Annotated in this window: 16 protein-coding genes; 3 read left to right on the forward strand and 13 right to left on the reverse strand. The window is 60.1% G+C overall.

Going from position 1 to position 19,213, the window contains the following annotated elements; all coding sequences use genetic code 11:
* Positions 1 to 196: 196 nt before the first annotated feature.
* Positions 197 to 2,035 carry a sigma-54-dependent Fis family transcriptional regulator gene (locus LOY68_RS20755; protein ID WP_265039496.1) on the forward strand — a complete coding sequence of 613 codons (1,839 nt, stop codon included), beginning with the start codon at positions 197 to 199 and terminating at the stop codon, positions 2,033 to 2,035.
* Positions 2,036 to 2,206: 171 nt separating this feature from the next.
* Here LOY68_RS20755 and cysS read toward each other — a convergent pair whose 3' ends face one another.
* Together cysS and LOY68_RS20765 are read right to left on the reverse strand one after the other, a co-directional pair.
* Complete coding sequence (gene cysS, locus LOY68_RS20760) at positions 2,207 to 3,589, reverse strand: cysteine--tRNA ligase (protein WP_054053706.1); 1,383 nt, start codon at positions 3,587 to 3,589, stop codon at positions 2,207 to 2,209.
* Positions 3,590 to 3,607: 18 nt separating this feature from the next.
* Complete coding sequence (locus tag LOY68_RS20765) at positions 3,608 to 5,308, reverse strand: glutamine--tRNA ligase/YqeY domain fusion protein (protein WP_054614113.1); 1,701 nt, start codon at positions 5,306 to 5,308, stop codon at positions 3,608 to 3,610.
* A gap of 251 nt (positions 5,309 to 5,559) precedes the next feature.
* On the opposite strand from LOY68_RS20765, the gene LOY68_RS20770 reads away from it, so the two are divergent.
* Both LOY68_RS20770 and lpxH read left to right on the forward strand, forming a co-directional pair.
* The gene (locus LOY68_RS20770; RefSeq protein WP_054053931.1) at positions 5,560 to 6,063 is read left to right on the forward strand and encodes a peptidylprolyl isomerase; all 504 of its coding nucleotides are present in this window, start codon (positions 5,560 to 5,562) and stop codon (positions 6,061 to 6,063) included.
* On the forward strand, positions 6,060 to 6,812 hold the full coding sequence (lpxH, locus tag LOY68_RS20775; protein WP_265039497.1) for a UDP-2,3-diacylglucosamine diphosphatase: 753 nt from the start codon (positions 6,060 to 6,062) through the stop codon (positions 6,810 to 6,812). The genes LOY68_RS20770 and lpxH overlap by 4 nt, the downstream gene beginning before the upstream one ends.
* A gap of 155 nt (positions 6,813 to 6,967) precedes the next feature.
* On the opposite strand, the gene LOY68_RS20780 is transcribed toward lpxH, so the two are convergent.
* From LOY68_RS20780 to LOY68_RS20830, 11 genes are all read right to left on the reverse strand, one after another.
* Positions 6,968 to 8,497, reverse strand: coding sequence for a DHA2 family efflux MFS transporter permease subunit (locus LOY68_RS20780; RefSeq protein WP_265039498.1), 1,530 nt, complete (start codon positions 8,495 to 8,497; stop codon positions 6,968 to 6,970).
* Between the two features lie 148 nt (positions 8,498 to 8,645).
* Positions 8,646 to 9,860, reverse strand: a complete 1,215-nt coding sequence (locus LOY68_RS20785) for an efflux RND transporter periplasmic adaptor subunit (RefSeq protein ID WP_265039499.1) — start codon at positions 9,858 to 9,860, stop codon at positions 8,646 to 8,648.
* Between the two features lie 15 nt (positions 9,861 to 9,875).
* A complete protein-coding gene (locus LOY68_RS20790) occupies positions 9,876 to 11,345 on the reverse strand; it encodes an efflux transporter outer membrane subunit (protein ID WP_265039501.1) in 1,470 nt (489 codons plus the stop codon).
* Positions 11,342 to 11,815 carry a MarR family winged helix-turn-helix transcriptional regulator gene (locus tag LOY68_RS20795; RefSeq protein WP_265039502.1) on the reverse strand — a complete coding sequence of 158 codons (474 nt, stop codon included), beginning with the start codon at positions 11,813 to 11,815 and terminating at the stop codon, positions 11,342 to 11,344. The genes LOY68_RS20790 and LOY68_RS20795 overlap by 4 nt, the downstream gene beginning before the upstream one ends.
* Positions 11,816 to 12,013: 198 nt before the next feature.
* A complete protein-coding gene (locus tag LOY68_RS20800; RefSeq protein ID WP_265045818.1) occupies positions 12,014 to 13,333 on the reverse strand; it encodes an OprD family porin in 1,320 nt (439 codons plus the stop codon).
* 192 nt (positions 13,334 to 13,525) lie between these two features.
* On the reverse strand, positions 13,526 to 14,359 hold the full coding sequence (locus LOY68_RS20805; protein ID WP_265039504.1) for a phosphodiesterase: 834 nt from the start codon (positions 14,357 to 14,359) through the stop codon (positions 13,526 to 13,528).
* A 25-nt stretch (positions 14,360 to 14,384) separates the two neighbouring features.
* Positions 14,385 to 15,416, reverse strand: a complete 1,032-nt coding sequence (locus tag LOY68_RS20810) for an ABC transporter ATP-binding protein (RefSeq protein ID WP_265039505.1) — start codon at positions 15,414 to 15,416, stop codon at positions 14,385 to 14,387.
* The gene (locus tag LOY68_RS20815; protein ID WP_163913734.1) at positions 15,413 to 16,207 is read right to left on the reverse strand and encodes an ABC transporter permease; all 795 of its coding nucleotides are present in this window, start codon (positions 16,205 to 16,207) and stop codon (positions 15,413 to 15,415) included. The genes LOY68_RS20810 and LOY68_RS20815 overlap by 4 nt, the downstream gene beginning before the upstream one ends.
* The gene (locus LOY68_RS20820; RefSeq protein ID WP_413787204.1) at positions 16,204 to 17,064 is read right to left on the reverse strand and encodes an ABC transporter permease; all 861 of its coding nucleotides are present in this window, start codon (positions 17,062 to 17,064) and stop codon (positions 16,204 to 16,206) included. Before LOY68_RS20820 ends, LOY68_RS20815 begins: the two co-directional genes overlap by 4 nt.
* A 9-nt stretch (positions 17,065 to 17,073) precedes the next feature.
* Complete coding sequence (locus LOY68_RS20825) at positions 17,074 to 18,078, reverse strand: ABC transporter substrate-binding protein (RefSeq protein ID WP_054053726.1); 1,005 nt, start codon at positions 18,076 to 18,078, stop codon at positions 17,074 to 17,076.
* Complete coding sequence (locus tag LOY68_RS20830) at positions 18,062 to 19,081, reverse strand: substrate-binding domain-containing protein (RefSeq protein WP_265039509.1); 1,020 nt, start codon at positions 19,079 to 19,081, stop codon at positions 18,062 to 18,064. Before LOY68_RS20830 ends, LOY68_RS20825 begins: the two co-directional genes overlap by 17 nt.
* Between the last annotated feature and the right edge of the window lie 132 nt (positions 19,082 to 19,213).

The following is a 19,213-nucleotide window of genomic DNA, read 5'->3' on the forward strand; positions in this document are numbered from 1 at the left end:
TAGTGAACAACACTCTACAGACCGTTTACGGTCCCCGTAGGAGCTGCCGAAGGCTGCGATCTTTTGATCCTGGCGTCCGTGAGGATTGCAAAGATCAAGATCAAAAGATCGCAGCCTTCGGCAGCTCCTACGGGGGATCGTGGGCAACAGAAGTAACCATAAAAACAATAAAAGCTCTGCTCAGAGATCGACTGCCATGGCCGTACCCGCCTCGCCGCTCTCCCATGACGCCATCATTCAGGACTCCTGGTCCCGCTGCCGCGCGTTCGGTCTCAATCACCACAGCGTGCCGACCTTCGATCAGTTGCCGGCCGACGGCATCGCGCAGTTGCTGGAGAGCCAGCATTCCCTGGTGCAGACCACCCATCAGGAAGTCCTGCCGTATTACGAGAACATCCTGAGTAACTCCAATTGCCTGATCATGCTCGCCGACAACCAAGGCCAAGTGCTCACGTCCTGGGGCACCCAACGGTTTATCGAGCCAAGCCTGACCCGGGGTTTCAGCGTCGGGGCGAGCTGGATGGAACGTTGCAGCGGCACCAACGCGATCGGCACTGCCTTGGCCTGCGAGCAAGCGGTGCATATCGAGCACGATGAACACTTCCTGAAAGCCAACCGCTTCATGACCGGCTCCGCCGCACCGATTTTCGATGCCGAGCGCAAGGTGATTGCGGTGCTCGACGTGTCCAGCGACAGCTACCTGCCGCCGTCCCACACCCTGGGCATGGTCAAGATGATGAGCCAGACCGTGGAGAACCGGCTGATCCTCAACCTGTTCCATGGCCAGCATTTTCAACTGACCTTCAACACCGGATTGAACAACCTCGACAGCCAATGGGCCGGGTTGCTGATTTTCGACGAGACCGGGCAAGTGCTGTCGGCCAATCGCCGGGCTGACAATCTGCTGGGCATCAGCTTGTCGCGGGTCAGCGTGGAAAGTCTGTTCAAGGTGTCGTTGCTGGAGTTGTTGAACCAGCCGGATGGTTTGCCGTTTGCCCTGCAAGCGTCCGGGCGCAACCGTTTCCAGTGCCTGTTGAAGCGGCCGAAACAGGCGCCGATTCAGGCTAGAGTGTTTACTGAGCCAAGTGTTGCAACACCGCCAACCGCTATCAGCCTGAACACCCTGCATTTCGGCGACAGCCGCGTGGAAAAAGCCGTGCGTCAGGCCGAGCGCTTGCTGGAGAAAGACATTCCGCTGCTGATCCACGGCGAAACCGGGGTCGGCAAGGAAGTCTTCGTCAAAGCCCTGCACCAGGCCAGCTCCCGCAGCAAACAACCGTTTATCGCCGTCAACTGTGCAGCGATCCCCGCCGAACTGGTCGAGTCCGAGCTGTTTGGCTACGAGAAAGGCGCGTTCACCGGCGCCAACCAGAAAGGCAGCATCGGGCTGATCCGCAAGGCTGACAAAGGCACGCTCTTCCTCGATGAAATCGGCGACATGCCGCTGCCGACCCAGGCACGGCTGTTGCGGGTGTTGCAGGAGCGCTGCGTGCAACCGGTGGGCAGCAGCGAGTTGTTCCCGGTGGACATCCGCATTATTTCGGCGACCAACCGCTCGTTGCGCGAACAGGTGCAACTGGGGCGGTTTCGTGAAGACTTGTATTACCGGATCGGCGGCTTGACCCTGGAACTGCCACCGTTAAGGGAACGCAGCGACAAACAGGCGCTGTTCAAGCGTTTGTGGGAGCAACATCGCGAGCCGTCGCAATGGGCCTGGTTGAGCCGTGAAGTGATGGAGTTGTTCAGCCGACATCCATGGCCGGGGAATCTAAGGCAGGTCAGCAGCGTGATGCAGGTGGCGCTGGCCATGGCCGAGGAACAACCGGTCAAGCCTGAGCATTTGCCGGATGATTTTTTTGTCGATCTGGAGATGGAACCGGTGGAACCCGCAGAGCCGTTGGCGGTGGATTTGAATGATGCGCAGGATTTGAATCGGCTGTTGCAGGCGGCGGGGGGGAATATTTCGCATCTGGCGCGGCGGTTGGGGGTTAGCCGGAATACCCTTTACAAGCGGTTGCGGCAGTTGGAAGGTTAACGGCGAAGATCAAAAGATCGCAGCCTTCGGCAGCTCCTACACAGGTTTGTGCCCGCCGTGTAATTGTGGACGAACCCAATCCTGTAGGAGCTGCCGAAGGCTGCGATCTTTTGATCTTAAGGCAAACAAAAACCCGCACTAGGCGGGTTTTGTTTGTAACAAGCGCAGCTATCAGTCAGCCAAACGCCAGGTCGTACCGCCCTTGCCGTCTTCCAGCACTACGCCCATGGCGGTGAGCTGGTCGCGGATGCGGTCGGATTCGGCCCAGTCCTTGTTGGCACGAGCTGCCAGACGCGCAGCAATCAGCGCATCCACTTCAGCCGCATCAACCCGGCCTTCAGCGCCAGCCTGCAAGAAATCATCGGCTTCGAGCTGCAACACACCCAGCACACTCGCCAGTTCTTTCAAGCGCGCTGCCAGACCCGCCGCTGCATCGAGATCGCTCTCGCGCAGACGGTTGATCTCACGAACCATCTCGAACAGCACCGCGCAAGCTTCCGGCGTGCCGAAGTCGTCGTTCATCACCTGGGTGAAACGCTCGACAAACGCTTCGCCGCCAGCCGGCGCCACGCTCGGCAGGCCTTTCAACGCGTGGTAGAAACGCTCGAGTGCGCCCTTGGCGTCCTTGAGGTTGTCTTCCGAATAGTTGATCGCGCTGCGGTAGTGGCTCGACACCAGTAGGTAACGCACGACTTCCGGGTGGTACTTTTCCAGCACGTCGCGAATGGTGAAGAAGTTATTCAAGGACTTGGACATCTTCTCGCCATTGATGCGAATCATGCCGCAATGCATCCACGCGTTGGCGTAGGTCTTGCCGGTGGCCGCTTCGCTCTGGGCGATTTCGTTTTCATGGTGCGGGAACTCAAGGTCACTGCCGCCGCCATGAATGTCGAAGGTCTCGCCCAGGCAGCAGGTCGACATCACCGAGCACTCGATGTGCCAGCCCGGACGACCGTCGCCCCACGGCGAAGGCCAGCTCGGCTCGCCCGGCTTGGCGCCTTTCCACAGCACGAAGTCCAGCGGGTCCTGTTTCGACTCGTCGACTTCGATCCGCGCGCCGATGCGCAGGTCTTCGATTTTCTTGCGCGACAGCTTGCCATAGCCCATGAACTTGGCGACGCGGTAGTACACGTCGCCATTGCCCGGGGCGTAGGCATAACCCTTGTCGATCAGGGTCTGGATCATGCTCTGCATGCCCGCGATGTGATCGGTGGCCCGCGGTTCCATGTCCGGCTTGAGAATATTGAGGCGCGCCTCGTCCTCGTGCATCGCAGTGATCATGCGCTCGGTCAGCACGTCGAACGGCTCGCCGTTCTCCTTGGCCCGATTGATGATCTTGTCTTCAATGTCGGTGATGTTGCGCACATAGGTCAGGTTATAACCGCTGAACCGCAACCAGCGGGTCACCAGGTCGAACGCGACCATGCTGCGGCCGTGGCCAATGTGGCAGTAGTCGTACACGGTCATCCCGCAGACGTACATGCGCACATTGTTGCCATCCAGAGGCTTGAAGACTTCTTTGCTCTTGGTGAGCGTGTTGTAGATCGTTAACACTTTAATTGTTTCCTTGAATCACTGGCCCCACGAATCACGCAAGGTCACGGTACGGTTGAATACCGGAGCGCCCGGTTTCGAGTCCTTGATATCCGCGCAGAAGTAACCTTCGCGCTCGAACTGGAAACGGTCTTCCGGCTGTGCATTGCCCAGCGAAGGCTCAGCACGACAACCAGTGAGAACTTGCAGCGAGTCAGGGTTGATGTTGTCCAGGAAACTGGCGCTGTCTTCAGCCTTTTCAGGGTTCGGCGAACGGAACAGACGATCGTACAGGCGCACTTCGCACTCGACGCTTTCCGCTGCCGGCACCCAGTGCACCACGCCTTTGACCTTGCGGCCTTCAGGGTTCTTGCCGAGGGTTTCCGGGTCGTAGGAGCAACGCAGTTCGACGATGTTGCCATCGGCGTCCTTGATCGCTTCGTCGGCGCGGATCACGTAGCTGCCGCGCAGACGCACTTCGCCGTTCGGCTCCAGGCGCTTGTAGCCTTTTGGCGGCTCTTCCATGAAGTCATCGTGGTCGATGTAGATTTCACGGGAGAACGGCAGCTTGCGCACGCCCAGCTCTTCTTTCTGCGGATGACGTGGCAGTTCGAGGTGATCGACCTTGTCTTCCGGGTAATTGGTAATCACAACTTTCAGCGGACGCAGCACGCACATGGCGCGCGGAGCGTTCTGGTCCAGGTCCTGACGGATGCTGAACTCGAGCATGCCGAAATCCACCACGCCGTCGGAACGGTTGGTACCGACCATGTCGCAGAAGTTACGGATCGACGCTGGCGTATAGCCACGACGGCGGAAGCCCGACAGCGTGGACATGCGCGGGTCGTCCCAGCCAAACACGTGCTTTTCATCGACCAGTTGCTTGAGTTTGCGCTTGCTGGTGATGGTGTAGTTCAGGTTCAGGCGGCTGAATTCGTACTGACGCGGGTGCGCCGGCACTGGCAGCGCGTCCAGGAACCAGTCGTACAGCGGACGATGGCTTTCGAACTCCAGGGTGCAGATCGAGTGGGTGATGCCTTCGATGGCGTCCGACTGACCGTGGGTGAAGTCGTAGTTCGGGTAGATGCACCACTTGTCACCGGTCTGGTGGTGGTGCGCGTGACGGATGCGATACATGATCGGGTCGCGCAGGTTCATGTTCGGCGAGGCCATGTCGATCTTGGCCCGCAGCACGCGTGCGCCGTCCTGGAATTCGCCGGCCTTCATGCGGGCGAACCAGTCGAGGTTTTCTTCCACGGAGCGGTCACGGAACGGGCTGTTCTTGCCCGGCTCGGTCAGGGTGCCACGGTATTCCTTGGCTTGTTCCGGGCTCAAGTCATCGACGTAGGCCTTGCCGGCCTTGATCAGCTCGACGGCCCAGTCGTGCAACTGGTCGAAATACTGCGAGGCATAGCGCACTTCACCGGACCATTCGAAGCCCAGCCATTTGATGTCGCTTTCGATCGCGTCGATGTATTCCTGGTCTTCCTTGGCCGGGTTGGTGTCGTCGAAACGCAGGTGCGTGACGCCGCCAAATTCCTGGGCCAGGCCGAAGTTCACGCAAATCGACTTGGCGTGACCAATGTGCAGGTAGCCGTTGGGCTCAGGCGGGAAACGGGTGACGATCTGCGTGTGCTTACCCGAGTCCAGGTCCGCCTGGATGATCGGGCGCAGGAAATTGACCGGCACGGCAGGGCCGGTCTTGGCATTCGAGGTAGGGTCGACAGTGGGCTTGCTCATAGGATCCTTGAACGTACAAGTGCGTGGCCGGAACGAAAGGCCTGACAAAACAAAGCCGCTATCATAGCCGATGCTGTCAAGCCGCTGACAGAGCGGGCCTGCAAACGGTGGCATTTAATCGCCTGCAAATGAAAAACAGCCTCGAAATTCGCGCCTGTCGCGCTAAACTGCGCACCTTGGTCGAGACAGACCAGACCGGTTGCGGGCCGAAACGCCCCGAAACCCACGAATTTCTTGAAAGAGTGCCGATCATGACCCAAGTCAAACTGACCACCAACCACGGCGACATCGTCCTGGAACTGAACGCTGAAAAAGCACCGGTTACCGTTGCCAACTTCATCGAATACGTCAAAGCCGGCCACTACGAAAACACTGTTTTCCACCGTGTCATCGGTAACTTCATGATCCAGGGCGGCGGTTTCGAGCCAGGCATGAAAGAAAAGAAAGACAAGCGCCCAAGCATCCAGAACGAAGCCGACAACGGCCTGCCGAACGAGAAGTACACCGTGGCCATGGCTCGCACCATGGAGCCGCATTCGGCTTCCGCCCAGTTCTTCATCAACGTGGCTGACAACAGCTTCCTGAACCACAGCGCCAAGACCACCCAGGGCTGGGGCTACGCAGTATTCGCCAAAGTGGTTGCCGGCACTGAAGTCGTCGACAAGATCAAAGGCGTGAGCACCACTTCCAAGTCCGGCCACCAGGACGTACCTGCAGAAGATGTGATCATCGAGAAAGCCGAGATCATTGAGTGATACTGCTGATTTCAGACTTGCATCTGGAAGAGGAGCGCCCGGACATTACCCGGGCGTTTCTGGATTTGCTCGCCGGACGCGCCCGTTCGGCGAGTGCGTTGTACATCTTGGGCGACTTTTTCGAGGCGTGGATTGGCGACGATGCCATGACGCCGTTCCAGCGTTCCATCTGCCAGGCCCTGCGCAATCTCAGCGACAGCGGCACGGCGATTTTTCTGATGCACGGCAATCGCGACTTCATGCTCGGCAAGGCCTTCTGTAAACAGGCCGGCTGCACGTTGTTGAAAGACCCGAGTGTCGTGCAGTTTTATGGCGAGCCGGTGCTATTGATGCACGGCGACAGCCTCTGCACCCGCGATGTCGGCTATATGAAGCTGCGTCGTTACCTGCGCAACCCGATCACCCTGTTCATCCTGCGCCACCTGCCCCTGCGCACCCGCCATAACCTGGCGCGCAAACTGCGCAGCGAAAGCCGTGCGCAGACGCGGATGAAGGCCAATGACATCGTCGATGTGACGCCGGAAGAAGTCCCGCGGATCATGCAGGAATATGGCGTGAAGACGCTGATCCATGGGCATACCCATCGACCGGCGATTCACAAGTTGCAGATTGGCGAGCAAGCCGCCCGGCGCATTGTGCTGGGGGATTGGGATCGCCAGGGCTGGGCGTTGCAAGTGGATGAGCAAGGGTTTGCCCTCGCCCCGTTCGACTTCGCCCCGCCGCCGCAACTGGCCGCCCCAACCCACTAAAGACTTGCGCAATCCCTGTAGGAGCGAGGCTTGCCCGCGAAGGCGTCGTGTCAGTCAATATCTCCATCAACTGACACACCGCCTTCGCGGGCAAGCCTCGCTCCTACAAGGGGATCTTCGGTGCAGGCTCGCTCCCACAGGGGACTGTGTATGGCTTAGTGGCCCGAAGCAGCCGGCCCCGCCTTTGCCGCAAACGGCGGCTTGGCCAGCCACACGATCAGCATCAACCCCATGAACCCCCACCCCAGCAACGTGAAGTAATCCACGGTGGAGAGCATGTACGCCTGGCTGGTCAGTACTTGGTCGAGTTGCGCATACGCCGGGGTACCCGCCCCGCCCAAGGCGTGCAAGGCATCCCGGGTCGGTTGGTCGTACGTGGTGATGCTTTCGCTCAGGTACGCATGATGTTGATCCGCCCGGCGAATCCAGATCCACGTCGTCAACGACGCCGCGAAACTACCGCCCAAGGTTCGCAAGAAGGTCGCCAGGCCTGCGCCGTCGGCGATTTGGCTCGGCGGCAGGTCCGACATCAGGATGCTCAGGGTCGGCATAAAGAACAGCGCCACGCCGATGCCCATGAACAGTTGCACCAGGGCGATGTGCTGGAAGTCGACCTCGTTGGTGAACCCGGCGCGCATGAAGCAGCTCAGGCCAATCGCCAGGAACGCCAGCCCGGCCAGCAGGCGCAGGTCGAACTTGTGCGCGTACTTGCCGACAAACGGTGACATCAGCACCGGCAGAATCCCGATCGGTGCCACCGCCAGACCGGCCCAAGTGGCGGTGTAGCCCATTTGGGTTTGCAGCCATTGCGGCAGGATCAGGTTGATACCGAAGAAACCGGCATAACCCAGCACCAACACAATGGTGCCGATGCGGAAGTTGCGGTAAGCGAACAACCGCAAGTTGACCACCGGATGCTTGTCGGTCATTTCCCAGATCACGAACACCGCCAGGGCAATCACCGAAATCGCCGCGCCGATGATGATGAAGTTCGATTCGAACCAGTCCAGGTCGTTGCCTTTATCGAGGATTATCTGCAACGCGCCAACGCCAATGATCAGCATGATCAAACCGACGTAATCCATCGGCTGACGGCTGGTTTCCACCGGACGCGCCTTGAGCTGCGAGCGCACCACCATCACCGCGAAAATCCCGATCGGCACGTTGATGAAGAAGATCCACGGCCAGCTGTAGCTATCGGTAATCCAGCCACCGAGGATCGGGCCGGCAATCGGCGCCACCACCGTGACCATCGCCAGCAACGCCAGGGCCATGCCGCGCCTGGCCGGGGGATACACCGCAATCAGCAGCGTTTGGGTCATCGGGTACAACGGCCCGGCCACCAGACCTTGCAGCACACGGAAGCCGATCAGTTCCGGCATCGAGGTCGAGATACCGCAAAGAAACGAGGCCAACACAAACAGGATGGTGGCCCAGAGAAACAGCTTCACTTCACCGAAACGCCGGCTCAGCCAGCCGGTCAGCGGCAGCGCAATCGCGTTGCTCACGGCAAACGAAGTGATCACCCAGGTGCCCTGCTCCGAACTCACGCCCAGGTTGCCGGAAATCGTCGGCAAGGCCACGTTGGCGATGGTGGTGTCGAGCACTTGCATGAAGGTCGCCAGCGACAGGCCGATAGTGCTGAGCACCAGGCTGGGCGGCGTGAAAGAGGCGTTATTGCTCATCGCGAATCCTATGGAACCTGATTGGCGCCACGCCTGTTACAGACGCAGCAAGCCTTGTGGGAGCGAGCCTGCTCGCGAAGAGGCCGGCACATTCAACAGTGATGCCGACGGGTCTGACGCCTTCGCGAGCAGGCTCGCTCCCACAGGGTCAGCGTTGCGCGGTCTTGCTGACCGCAGCGCTGTTGTCATGGATCAACTGCGCGATCATCGCGTCGGCCTCGGCCAACTGACGGTCATAGACGTTGGTGCTGAACGAAGCCTTTTGTGGCGGCTGTTGCGCCAGCACCGGGCCACTCTGGTCGTGCAGGTTCACATCGACCTGGGTCGACAGGCCGACGCGCAACGGGTGCTTGGCCAGTTCTTCGGCATTCACGTGAATCCGTACCGGCACACGCTGAACAATCTTGATCCAGTTACCGGTAGCGTTCTGTGCGGGCAGCAAGGCGAACGCGCTGCCCGTACCGGCGCCGAGGCTGTCGATGGTGCCGCTGAATTTCACGTCGCTGCCGTACAGGTCGGCCTCGATGTCCACCGGTTGCCCGATGCGCATGTCACGCAGCTGGGTTTCCTTGAAGTTGGCGTCGATCCACAGCTGATCCAGTGGAATCACTGCCATCAGCGCGGTACCCGGCTGAACCCGCTGGCCCAGTTGCACCGAGCGTTTGGCCACATAACCGGTAACCGGCGCAATCAGGGTGCTGCGGGAGTTGTTCAGATAAGCCTGACGCAGTTGCGCGGCGGCGGACATCACGTCCGGGTGCGACGACACCACGGTGTCATCCACCAGCGCGCTGGTGGTTTTCAGCTGTTGTTGCGCATTGGCCAAGGCGTTTTGCGCCGAGGTCAGGTCGTCGCGAGCGTGGGACAGTTCTTCCTGGGAAATCGCGCCGCCAGCGGCGAGGTTTTTCCGGCGGTTGAAGTTGTCCTGGGCTTTTTGCACGTTAGCCTGCTGGGCATTGACCTGGGCGCGCATGCCATCGACGTTGCTGTACAAACCGCGAACCTGACGCACGGTACGAGCGAGGTTGGCCTGGGCACTTTGCAGCCCGACTTCGGCGTCGTTCGGGTCGAAGTTGACCAGCACCTGGCCTTCATGGACCAGATCGCCATCATCGGCGCCAATGCTGACGACAGTGCCGGTGACCAGCGGCGTGATTTCCACCACGTTGCCGTTCACATAGGCGTCGTCGGTGCTTTCGTTCCAGCGACCGTAGAATTCGTGATAAGCCCAGACGCCGGCACCGGCGAGGATCACCAGAATCGCCAGCAGCACCAGCATGATTTTGCGTTTGCGCGGGTTGCTGGTGTCTTGGGCGTTTTCAGGCGCTTGTTGGGTTGGAGCAGAAGTAGTTTCGGTGGCCATGACAGTTACCTTGAATTAGTTGTTCAGCTTGGCTGGAGCTGGATTGGCCGAGGCGATGGTTTCGGCCTGGAAGCCGCCGCCGAGCGCCTGCATCAATTGGATCGACAGATCGATCTGCTCGGCATTCAGGTTGGCCAACTGACGCTGGGCCTGGAGCAATTGCTGTTCGATGCTGAGCACGTCCAGGTAATTGCCGATGCCGGAACCGTAGCGCTGGACCACGGTGTTGTAAGAATCCTGGGCAATCTCGGTGGCGTGCTGTTGCGCACCAATCTGCCGGCCGATATCGCGCAACTGGTTGATGGTGTCGCTGACATCCCCCAGCGCCTTGACCAGGCTCTTGTTGTACTGCGCCACTGCGAGGTCATAGTCGGCGTCGCGGGCATCGAGGTTGGCGCGCAAGCGGCCGCCGTCGAAAATCGGCACCGAAATGGTCGGGGCGATATTGAAGAAGCGACTGGCCGAACCGAACATCGCGTCACCCAACAAGGATTCAGCACCGGCGGCAGCCGTCAGGTTCAAGTTGGGATAGAACTGGGTCTTGCTCGCGGCGATGTCCTTGCTCGCGGCTTCAACCCGCCAGCGCGCAGCCACCAGATCCGGGCGACGACCGAGCAATTCCGCCGGCAACACCGACGGCAACGCCACGGCGCTGGCCTGGAGAATCTTCGGTCGGGCGATTTCGTTGCCGCGATCCGGGCCTTTGCCGAGCAGTACGGCCAAGGCAATTTTCGCGCTGTTCAGGCGTTTTTCCGCATCGATCAGGCTGGCTTCGGAACTGGCTTCCAGGCTTTCGGTTTGCTGGAACTGGTACTGGCTGTCGATCCCGGAGCTCAAGCGACGCTGGCTCAGATCAAGCATTTGCTTGGTGCGCTTGAGGTCTTCATTGGCCAGGTCATAGACGATGTGCGCCTGCCCCAAATCGCTGTAGGCGCGGGCGACGTCGGCGGACAAGGTCAGTTGCGCGGCTTGCTGATCGACTTCGGCGGCGCGGGCCTGGCCCAACGCGGCTTCCCAGGCGTCACGCTGACCGCCCCAGAGGTCGAAGTTGTAATTGAAGCTGGCGCTGATATTACGCACGGTCGCGTAGGCATCGCCCTGCCCGCGTGGGTCCTGATCCTTGGCCAGGCGCGAACGGCTGATGCCGGCGCTGGCATCGAGGGTCGGCATCCGATCGGCGTCGGCGGCATACGCGGCGGCGCTGGCCTGATGGGCGCGGGCTTCGGCGATCTGCATGTCGGGGCTGTCGTGCAGGGCTTCGCGGATCAGGCCGTCGAGTTGTGGGTCGCCGAGGCTTTTCCACCAGTCGCTTTTCGGCCAGGCGGCCGGCGACAGGGTCACGCCAGTGAGGGATTGCCCGGCCTTGAGGCTTTTCGCATCGACACTTTTGCCTTCGGTGTGCAAGCCACTGTAGCTGGCGCAACCGGCCAGGATCATGGCCGACAGCACCAGGCTCAGGCTGGTACGCAAGGTTTTACTGCTCATTTGTCACCTACCCGCAGCAGGGTGATCGAGTCACCGGCTGCCACCAAGATTTTCTTCAGGATCTGTTCCAGGGTGCTCAACTCGTCCGGCGTGATGGCGCCGGCCAGTTCATTCATGGCATCGGCGCCGATCTCCGGCAGACGGTCAGTCAACTGCTGGCCTTGTTCGGTCAGCACCAGTTGCACCTGTCGGCGGTCGGCCTCGGAGCGTTGGCGGGCGAGGAAACCTTTCTGTTCCAGACGATCGAGCATGCGCGTCATCGAACCGCTGTCCAGGGACAAGTGGCGGCACAGTTCAGCCGGAGTGTCGACGCCGAACTGGGCCATGATGATCAGCACTTTGAACTGCGCGGCGGTGATGCCGTGGGGTTCCATGTGCGTGTCGATGATCCGGTCCTTGAGCAGCGCGGCACGGCCGAGCAAAAGGCCGAGATGGCAATGCTTGAATTGTTCCGGGGTGAAATGCTTCATCTGAACACCAATTAGCTGCCTAGGCAGAGAATGTATGTCGAGATGTTACTGCCTAGGCAGAGAATGTCAACGTAATAGTTAGGATGCTTTGTATTTAGCGGATAAATGGCGGGGAGAACGGGGAGGCAAATCGTCGACTGGATCAGGTTCACGCACGCCATAGTGAACCTGTCCGCCGATAGGCTTTGAGCCGGGGGCTTACATCAGAGGAATGGAATAGCTCACGATCAGGCGATTCTGATCCTGGTCGCGGGCGATATCGCTGCGTGACATCGCATTGCGCCAGCCGAAACCGACGTTCTTCAACGCGCCACTTTGAATCACATAATCCAGGGAGATATCTCGCTCCCATTCGCTTGCGTCCTTACCGCTGGCCGTCTGAATGTTGTCGCCCTTGAGGTACATGACTGACGCCTTCAGGCCCGGAACGCCCAGCGCAGCGAAGTCGTAGGCGTATTGCGTGAAGGCGGTTCGTTCGCCGGCCTGAATGAAGGTCTGAATGGTGCGGTCGGTGTACAGATAAAGACTGGCGCCGCCCTCGCCTTTGCCCACCAATCCACCCTGATTGAGTTGCGCAAAGTTGCTGTCATCGGAAACGCTTTGATAACCCGCGGTGATGGCATGGCCGCCTAACGAGTAAATGAACGCAGCACTCCAGGTATCGTTGTCGATTTCACCCGTCCCGCCCTTGGTGTAACCACCAAACTTGTAGCCATTGGCGCGACCGGCGGCACTGCTGTTCTTGCCATCGGAGGTGGTCTTGAAATAACGCAGGTCGGTTTTCAGCGAACCGTATTCACCCAACGGCAGCACATGCAATAAACCGGCAAAGTGCTGTTGGTAATAGTCTTCGAGATTGGCGTAGTAATACTGGGCCGTCAGGTCTTTAGTCAGTTTGTAATCACCGCCGGCAAAGGTGAACTTATTGCTTTCCTGAGTGGCACCCGCCACCGCAAGGCCGGCGCTGTCGCTGGAACCACGGCCAGTAGCATGTTCAAGTTGGCCGGCGGTAAAGGTCAGGTTATCGAGTTCATTACTGGTGATCTGGCCGCCTTCAAAGGTTTGCGGCAGCAGTCGGCCATCGTTCGCCACCAGGATCGGCAACTTCGGCTGCAAGGTGCCGTAGCGCAACTCGGTCTTGGAGAAGCGCATCTTTGCCGTCGCGCCGACACGGCTCCACTGATCCGCGGCCTTGGCGCCATCGCTGGGGATCATTGAACTGCCGACATGCCGTCCTTCACCGCTATCGAGCTTGATCCCAAGCAAACCGATCGCATCCAGACCGAAGCCCACCGTACCGTCGGTAAACCCCGACTGATAGTTGAGCATGAAGCCTTGGCCCCTCTCTTCGGTTTTCGACGGCGCGGCGGCACCGTCGCGGTTATCGTTATTGAAATAGAAGTTACGCAAGTTCAAGTTGGCTTTACTGTCATTAATGAAATCAGCAGACGCCAAGGGACTCAGGGCCATGCCCAAACCGCCGGTCAAAAAACTTAATACTTGAAACGAGGCTTTCATCAGGGCGAACTCCAGCGCAGAAGCCATGTTCTGTGCGCAGTAAAAAGACAGCAGGAAGCGCCGGGCCCACCAAGGGGTCAGCCCGTGCATTAAGTCATCATTGAGATAAACGTCGTGTAACCGTACTTAAGTGGCCGTCGTTAACACCTCCCCAAGTTCAATAAGGACAGCATCGTCATCGTCCTGGTGTTATCAGTCGATCAATCCATGAACGTCATAAAACGGATAAGGCCCGGCGTATTCACCGAACACGGCGTTGTGGGTAACCAGACCATGTTGCGGATGCCAGCGATGCACCAGGTACCCCGCCGGCTCCAGATTGAAATGTGCCGGCGCGGAGGCCTCCAGATCCAGCACGATCTGGTGGGAAGTGCCGGGGCACACACAACTCAGTGAGCCGCCGAAGCGACGCTGCATCGGCCGATGCAGATGCCCGCAGAGCAAGCGCTCTATCTGCGGATGGCGAGCGACGAGCGCTTCCAGCGCGGCGGCATTAATAAACGACTCTCGGTCCATGTGGCCGATACCGGTGATAAACGGCGGATGATGCAGAATCAACAGCGTCGGTACATTGGGCCGACGGGACAATTGCTCATCGAGCCAGCGCAACTGGCTGTCCGACACCTGACCGCCATGCGCGCCCGGGCGGGTCGAGTCCAGGCCGATCAGGCGCACCGGGTGATCCTCGACCACCCAATCGAGCGGCGCATTGGCGTCCGTCGGCAAATAGCGGTGATGGGTAAATCCCGCGAGTAACTGCTCGCGATCATCGTGATTACCGGGCACCAGGTAGACAGGCATGTGCAATCGCGCCAGTTCGCGCTTCAACACCGCGTATTCATCGGGACGGCCGAAATCCACCAGGTCGCCACTGATGACCACGATGTCGGGGCGCGGCTGGCTGGCATTCAAATGATCGACCGCGCGCCGCAACGCACCCAGGCAATCGACCACGCCGTAGGTCAGCTTTTGATCGGCTTTAAGGTGCAAATCGCTGATCTGCGCAATAAGAAACGGACTGTTCAAAATAAGTGCTCTTAAACAAAAAACATTACGAATGCAGGGTGAATAACACGTGCGGTTCGATGGCCAGGGCAATCAGCGCGCCGGTGGCATGGATGACGCCGTCAGCGCTGTCGACCAACAATGGCTGTTCAGCCCCGATGTCCACCAACAGGCGGCTTTGCGCGCCCTGGAAAAACTGCCCGACCAGACGACCACGCACATGTCCGGCTCCGTCCATCACACGCAAATGCTCAGGACGGCAGTACACGGTCTTCGGCACGGGAATGCCCTTCCAGGGCAACTCGCCGCCGCTGACCTTCAAGCCATGGGCGGTCGGTTCGATGACCGGGAATGCATTGAGGTTGCCGACGAAACCGGCGACAAACGCGTTGGCGGGTTGCTGATAGATGTCTCGTGGCGTGGCCAGTTGCGCGACGCGTCCGCGCTCCATGACCAGGATTCGATCCCCCAGCGCCATGGCCTCGCCCTGGTCGTGCGTCACAAACACCGAAGTAATGCGCAAGCTGCGCAGCAGTTGATCCAGCTCGCTGCGCAGCCGTTCGCGCAATTGTGCATCCAGCGCCGCCAACGGCTCATCAAGCAGCAATACCCGAGGCCGGGGTGCCAACGCTCGGGCCAGGGCCACCCGCTGACGCTGGCCGCCGGACAGCTCATGAATACGGCGTTTGCCGTGATCCTGCAGGCCGACCAGTTCCAGCAACTCGTCGCAGCGCTTGTTGCGTTCGGCGGGCGACAGGCCTCTTATCTTCAGGCCGTAAACAATATTGCCGGCCACGTCCAGGTTCGGAAACAACGCGTAATTCTGAAACACCATGCCCACGTCGCGACGCTCGATGGGCAGGCGTGTGACGTCGCTGTCGGCAAAGAAAATCTGCCCGACATCCGGGCGCTCAAGGCCGGCGATCATGCGCAACGTGGTGGTTTTACCGCAACCGGACGGGCCAAGGATCGCCAGGGTTTCCCCGGCCTCGATGGTCAGGTTCAAATCGTCTACAGCAACGGTGCCGTCAGAGAACGCCTTGCGGCAACCCTGCAGGCGAATAGTGGTTCCAGTCATCGACGCTCTCCACGAGAAAGACGGGCGCTGATGGCCTGCAACGCAATCAGCAGCGGCACGATCATCAACAGAAATATGAGGGTGTAGGCGCTGGCCACTTCCAGCCGCGCCGAGGCATAGCTGTCGGCCAGGCCCACCGGCAAGGTCTTGGTCATTGGCGTGTGAAGCATCCAGGTCAGGTTGAACTCACCCAGCGACAGGGTGACGACCATCAGCACCCCGGCCAGTATTCCGGCCCGGCAATTGGGCACCACCACACTGAAAAAGCGCTTGATCGGCCCGGCACCCAGGCTCGCCGCCGCTTCTTCGAGCGTCGGCAGTTGCTGGCGCTGCATCACCGCCATTACCGGGCGCACCAGAAACGGCAGAGTGAACAGCACATGGCCCACCAGGATGAACAGCCAACTGCGGCGAAATTCGCCGAATTGCCCATAGGTCAGCAGCAGCGCCAGGGCGCTGGCCAAGCCCGGCATCGCCACGGGCAGCACCATCAGTTCTTCGAACGCGCGGCTGAAGCGGTTGTTCATCCGCACCAGGGCATAGGCCGCCGGCACGCCGATCAGGCAGACGCACACGGCACAGGCAACCGCCAATTGCAGCGATAACCAGACCGTCGGCGAGTAGGTTTGCCAGACCTGAATCAACCAGTCGAACGTCAGTCCACTGGACACCCCGACGAAGTAATTGCGCGTCAGCCCCGCCAGCAACGACATCAGCACGGGCACCAACATGAAGGCACAGACCAACAGGGTAAAAACCAGTTGTGCGATAAACAGCGTTGTTCGTTTCACAAAACTGTCCCCGACTGTTTGGCCACGCGCCGTGCCAGTAACAGCACCGCCCAAGTGACTGCCCCGAGGATGACTGACAGCGCAGCGGCCACGGTGAAATTGGCATAGTTGGTGAACACGTTATAGATCGCTACGGGGGTCACGTTCAGCCGCGTGCCCAAGGTGAACGCGGTGCCGAAAGCGCCCATCGACGTCGCGAAACATATGGCGCCGCAGGACACCAGCGCGGGCGCCAGCCCCGGCACGATCACGTCGCACACCACCCGCCAATGCCCGGCGCCGAGTGAATGCGCGGCTTCTTCCAGGCTGCGATCGAGGCTTTCACACGCGGCCATCACCGTGAGAATCACCCGCGGAATCGAGAAGTACAGATAACCAATGAACAACCCCGTCAGCGAGTAAGCGAAAATCCAGCGCTCACCCGCCAGCTCCAGGCCCAGCGCGGCAAACAGGCCTTGTCGACCCGCCAGCAGAATCACCAGAAAGCCGACCACCACCCCGGGAAACGCCAGCGGAAACGTCAACAACGCAACCAACGCCGAGCGCCCGAAGAACTGTTGGCGAGCGAGAAACACCCCGCTGATGCCACCGACCAACAACGCCGCCAGTGTCACCACCGCCGCCAGGACGCAGGTCTGCACCAGGCTGCCCAAATATTGCGCACTACTCAGCACTTGCCAGTAGCCGCTGTCGCTGCCGTCGCGCCCTTGCCCACCCAGCACAATCAAATGCGCCAGCGGCAACAGCCAGAACGCGAGCACGACCGCCGCTGCCGGGGCCAGCGCCCAGGCCGCCGTCGGTCGCCAGCGCTGCAAAACATCACGGCGGGGCGAGGCCTCCAGCGCGTTGAGCTGCACAGTCGTCACTTACTTGACCTCACTCAGATAACGCGCAGCAAAGGCTTCCTGCACCGCCGCCATTTTTTCGTAATCGACCACACCGGCGCGGGCGTAATCACTGTCTGGCAGGAACTGCGCGGCGACGTCGGCCGGCATCTTCATCTCGCGAACCGGGCGCAGATACGCCTTGGCCCACAACGCCTGCCCCTGGTCGGACAGCACAAAATCCAGGACCTTTTCGGCGTTGGCGCGATGCGGCGCGTTGTCCACCACGCTCATCACGTAAGGCACGCTGATGCTGCCTTCTTTGGGGATCACGAAAGCGACGTTGGCCTTGTCTTTGTAACGCGCGCGGTAAGCGTTGAAGTCGTAGTCGACCAGAATCGGCAGCTCGCCGGAAAGCACCCGCGCGTACGCGGTTTGTTTCGGCACAATGGGCGCGTTTTTCGCCAGTTTCTGGAAGTAATCGATGGCCGGCGCGAAGTTATCCAGGGTCCCGCCCATGGCCTGATTGATAGCGACCGCCGACACGTAACCGACGAATGCACTCGACGGGTCGAGGTAGCCGACCATGCCTTTGTACTCAGGCTTGAGCAGATCAGCCCAGCTCTGCGGAACCGGCAAGCCACCCAGTGCATCGACGTTGACCATGATCCCCAACGTGCCGGAATGAATCGCAAACCAGTGCCCCTGCGGGTCTTTCAATCCCGTCGGAATCTGCTCCCAGCCCTTGGGTTTATAAGTCCCGACCACCCCGGCTTTTTGTGCCTGCAAACCGAACGTGACGCCGTAATACACCACGTCCGCGACCGGCGCGGCGTGCTCGGCAACCAACTGCGCGAGGGACTGACCAGAGTTTTTGTTGTCCAGCGGGACCTGCACGCCGGTGGTGTCGGCAATGGCCTTGAGTTGGGTGCCCCAGTCCGCCCATTCCGGCGGACAGTTGTAGCAAATCGCCGTTTCAGCGGCTTGGGCCAGGCTGGCCAAACCGCACAGCCATAACGCCGCCAGGGTTTTAGTGAAGCGGATCATCGAGTGTCTCCTCGTAGGGTTGAGTACTTTCGCCTGGCCGGACATGGCAAGGCAGGCAATGGGAAACCGGGGCGGCGCCAGCAATTTGTGCCAGCAACTGCTCAATGACCGTGCTGGCCAGCGTTGCAATCGGCTGCACCACACTGCACAGCGTGGGGTGCATTTGCGTGCCCAGGGCAATACCGTCAAAACCGATCACGGACATTTGCCGAGGCACATTCCAGCCGTGCCGACGCAGCTCGGCGATCAGGCTGATCGCCAGCAAATCGTTGGAACAGACCAACGCGCTGGGCGCCTGTGGTCCGGACAAAAAAGGTTGAAGGGCGGCGAAATCGGCCTGGGTATGGGCGGGCATTTCGATCACCGGCAAGCTGTCGAGGCCGTATTCACGCATCGCGTCGCCATAACCGGCGTAACGCAAACGGGCACGGTCGGATTGCAATGCCGGGCCGGCGACCATGCCAATCCGCCGATGCCCCGCGTCCAGCAAGTAACGCGTGGCCAGTGCCATCCCGGCGCGGTTGTCGACCGACACCGCGCTGTAATCGGGATTGCCCGGTTGGTGATAAGCCAGCACAAACGGCGTGTCCTCGCTGGCGAGGCTTTGCAGCACGCGGTTGCTTTCGGCATCGGTGACCGTCAGCACCAGCCCATCAACCCGCTGGCGCAACAACTCCTCAACCACCGAGCTTTCACGCTCGCTGTCGTAATCGGTGGTCGCCAGCAACAAGTTGTAGCCGCGCAAACGCGCGGCCCGCTCCATGGCCTGGAACTGCTCGGCGAACACCGGGTTGAGAAGATTGGGGACCACCACCCCGATCAGGTTGGTGGTTTGCAAACGCAGTTGGCGCCCGAGGCGATTGGGCCGAAAACCGAGTTCGCGGGCAGCGGCGAAGACTTGCTCGCGGGTCGCCGGACGCACCACTTCGGGGGAGGCGAAGGTCCGCGCGGCAGTCGCCCGCGATACACCGGCCAGTCGTGCAACTTCTTTCAAGTCAGTCATTGTCACTCGCTTGAGATCGATCTCATTGGCGAGGACATTACTCAGCGAACATGGCGTTCACGCGATAAACGAATGACATTTTGATGTCAGGTGCACCTCTGATGACGGCACCGCCCCCCAGCAATGTGGGGG

It is taken from the genome of Pseudomonas sp. B21-053, assembly GCF_026016365.1.
GTDB classification, from domain to species: Bacteria; Pseudomonadota; Gammaproteobacteria; order Pseudomonadales; family Pseudomonadaceae; genus Aquipseudomonas; species Aquipseudomonas nunensis.

Bases quoted from the DNA above. Each gene is read 5' to 3' on its own strand.
- LOY68_RS20790 (WP_265039501.1), bottom strand. From the start codon at position 11,345: ATGAGCAGTAAAACCTTGCGTACCAGCCTGAGCCTGGTGCTGTCGGCC.
- LOY68_RS20770 (WP_054053931.1), top strand. From the start codon at position 5,560: ATGACCCAAGTCAAACTGACCACCAACCACGGCGACATCGTCCTGGAA.
- LOY68_RS20765 (WP_054614113.1), bottom strand. From the start codon at position 5,308: ATGAGCAAGCCCACTGTCGACCCTACCTCGAATGCCAAGACCGGCCCT.
- LOY68_RS20785 (WP_265039499.1), bottom strand. From the start codon at position 9,860: ATGGCCACCGAAACTACTTCTGCTCCAACCCAACAAGCGCCTGAAAAC.
- LOY68_RS20830 (WP_265039509.1), bottom strand. From the start codon at position 19,081: ATGACTGACTTGAAAGAAGTTGCACGACTGGCCGGTGTATCGCGGGCG.
- LOY68_RS20810 (WP_265039505.1), bottom strand. From the start codon at position 15,416: ATGACTGGAACCACTATTCGCCTGCAGGGTTGCCGCAAGGCGTTCTCT.
- LOY68_RS20795 (WP_265039502.1), bottom strand. From the start codon at position 11,815: ATGAAGCATTTCACCCCGGAACAATTCAAGCATTGCCATCTCGGCCTT.
- LOY68_RS20825 (WP_054053726.1), bottom strand. From the start codon at position 18,078: ATGATCCGCTTCACTAAAACCCTGGCGGCGTTATGGCTGTGCGGTTTG.
- LOY68_RS20800 (WP_265045818.1), bottom strand. From the start codon at position 13,333: ATGAAAGCCTCGTTTCAAGTATTAAGTTTTTTGACCGGCGGTTTGGGC.
- LOY68_RS20755 (WP_265039496.1), top strand. From the start codon at position 197: ATGGCCGTACCCGCCTCGCCGCTCTCCCATGACGCCATCATTCAGGAC.
- LOY68_RS20780 (WP_265039498.1), bottom strand. From the start codon at position 8,497: ATGAGCAATAACGCCTCTTTCACGCCGCCCAGCCTGGTGCTCAGCACT.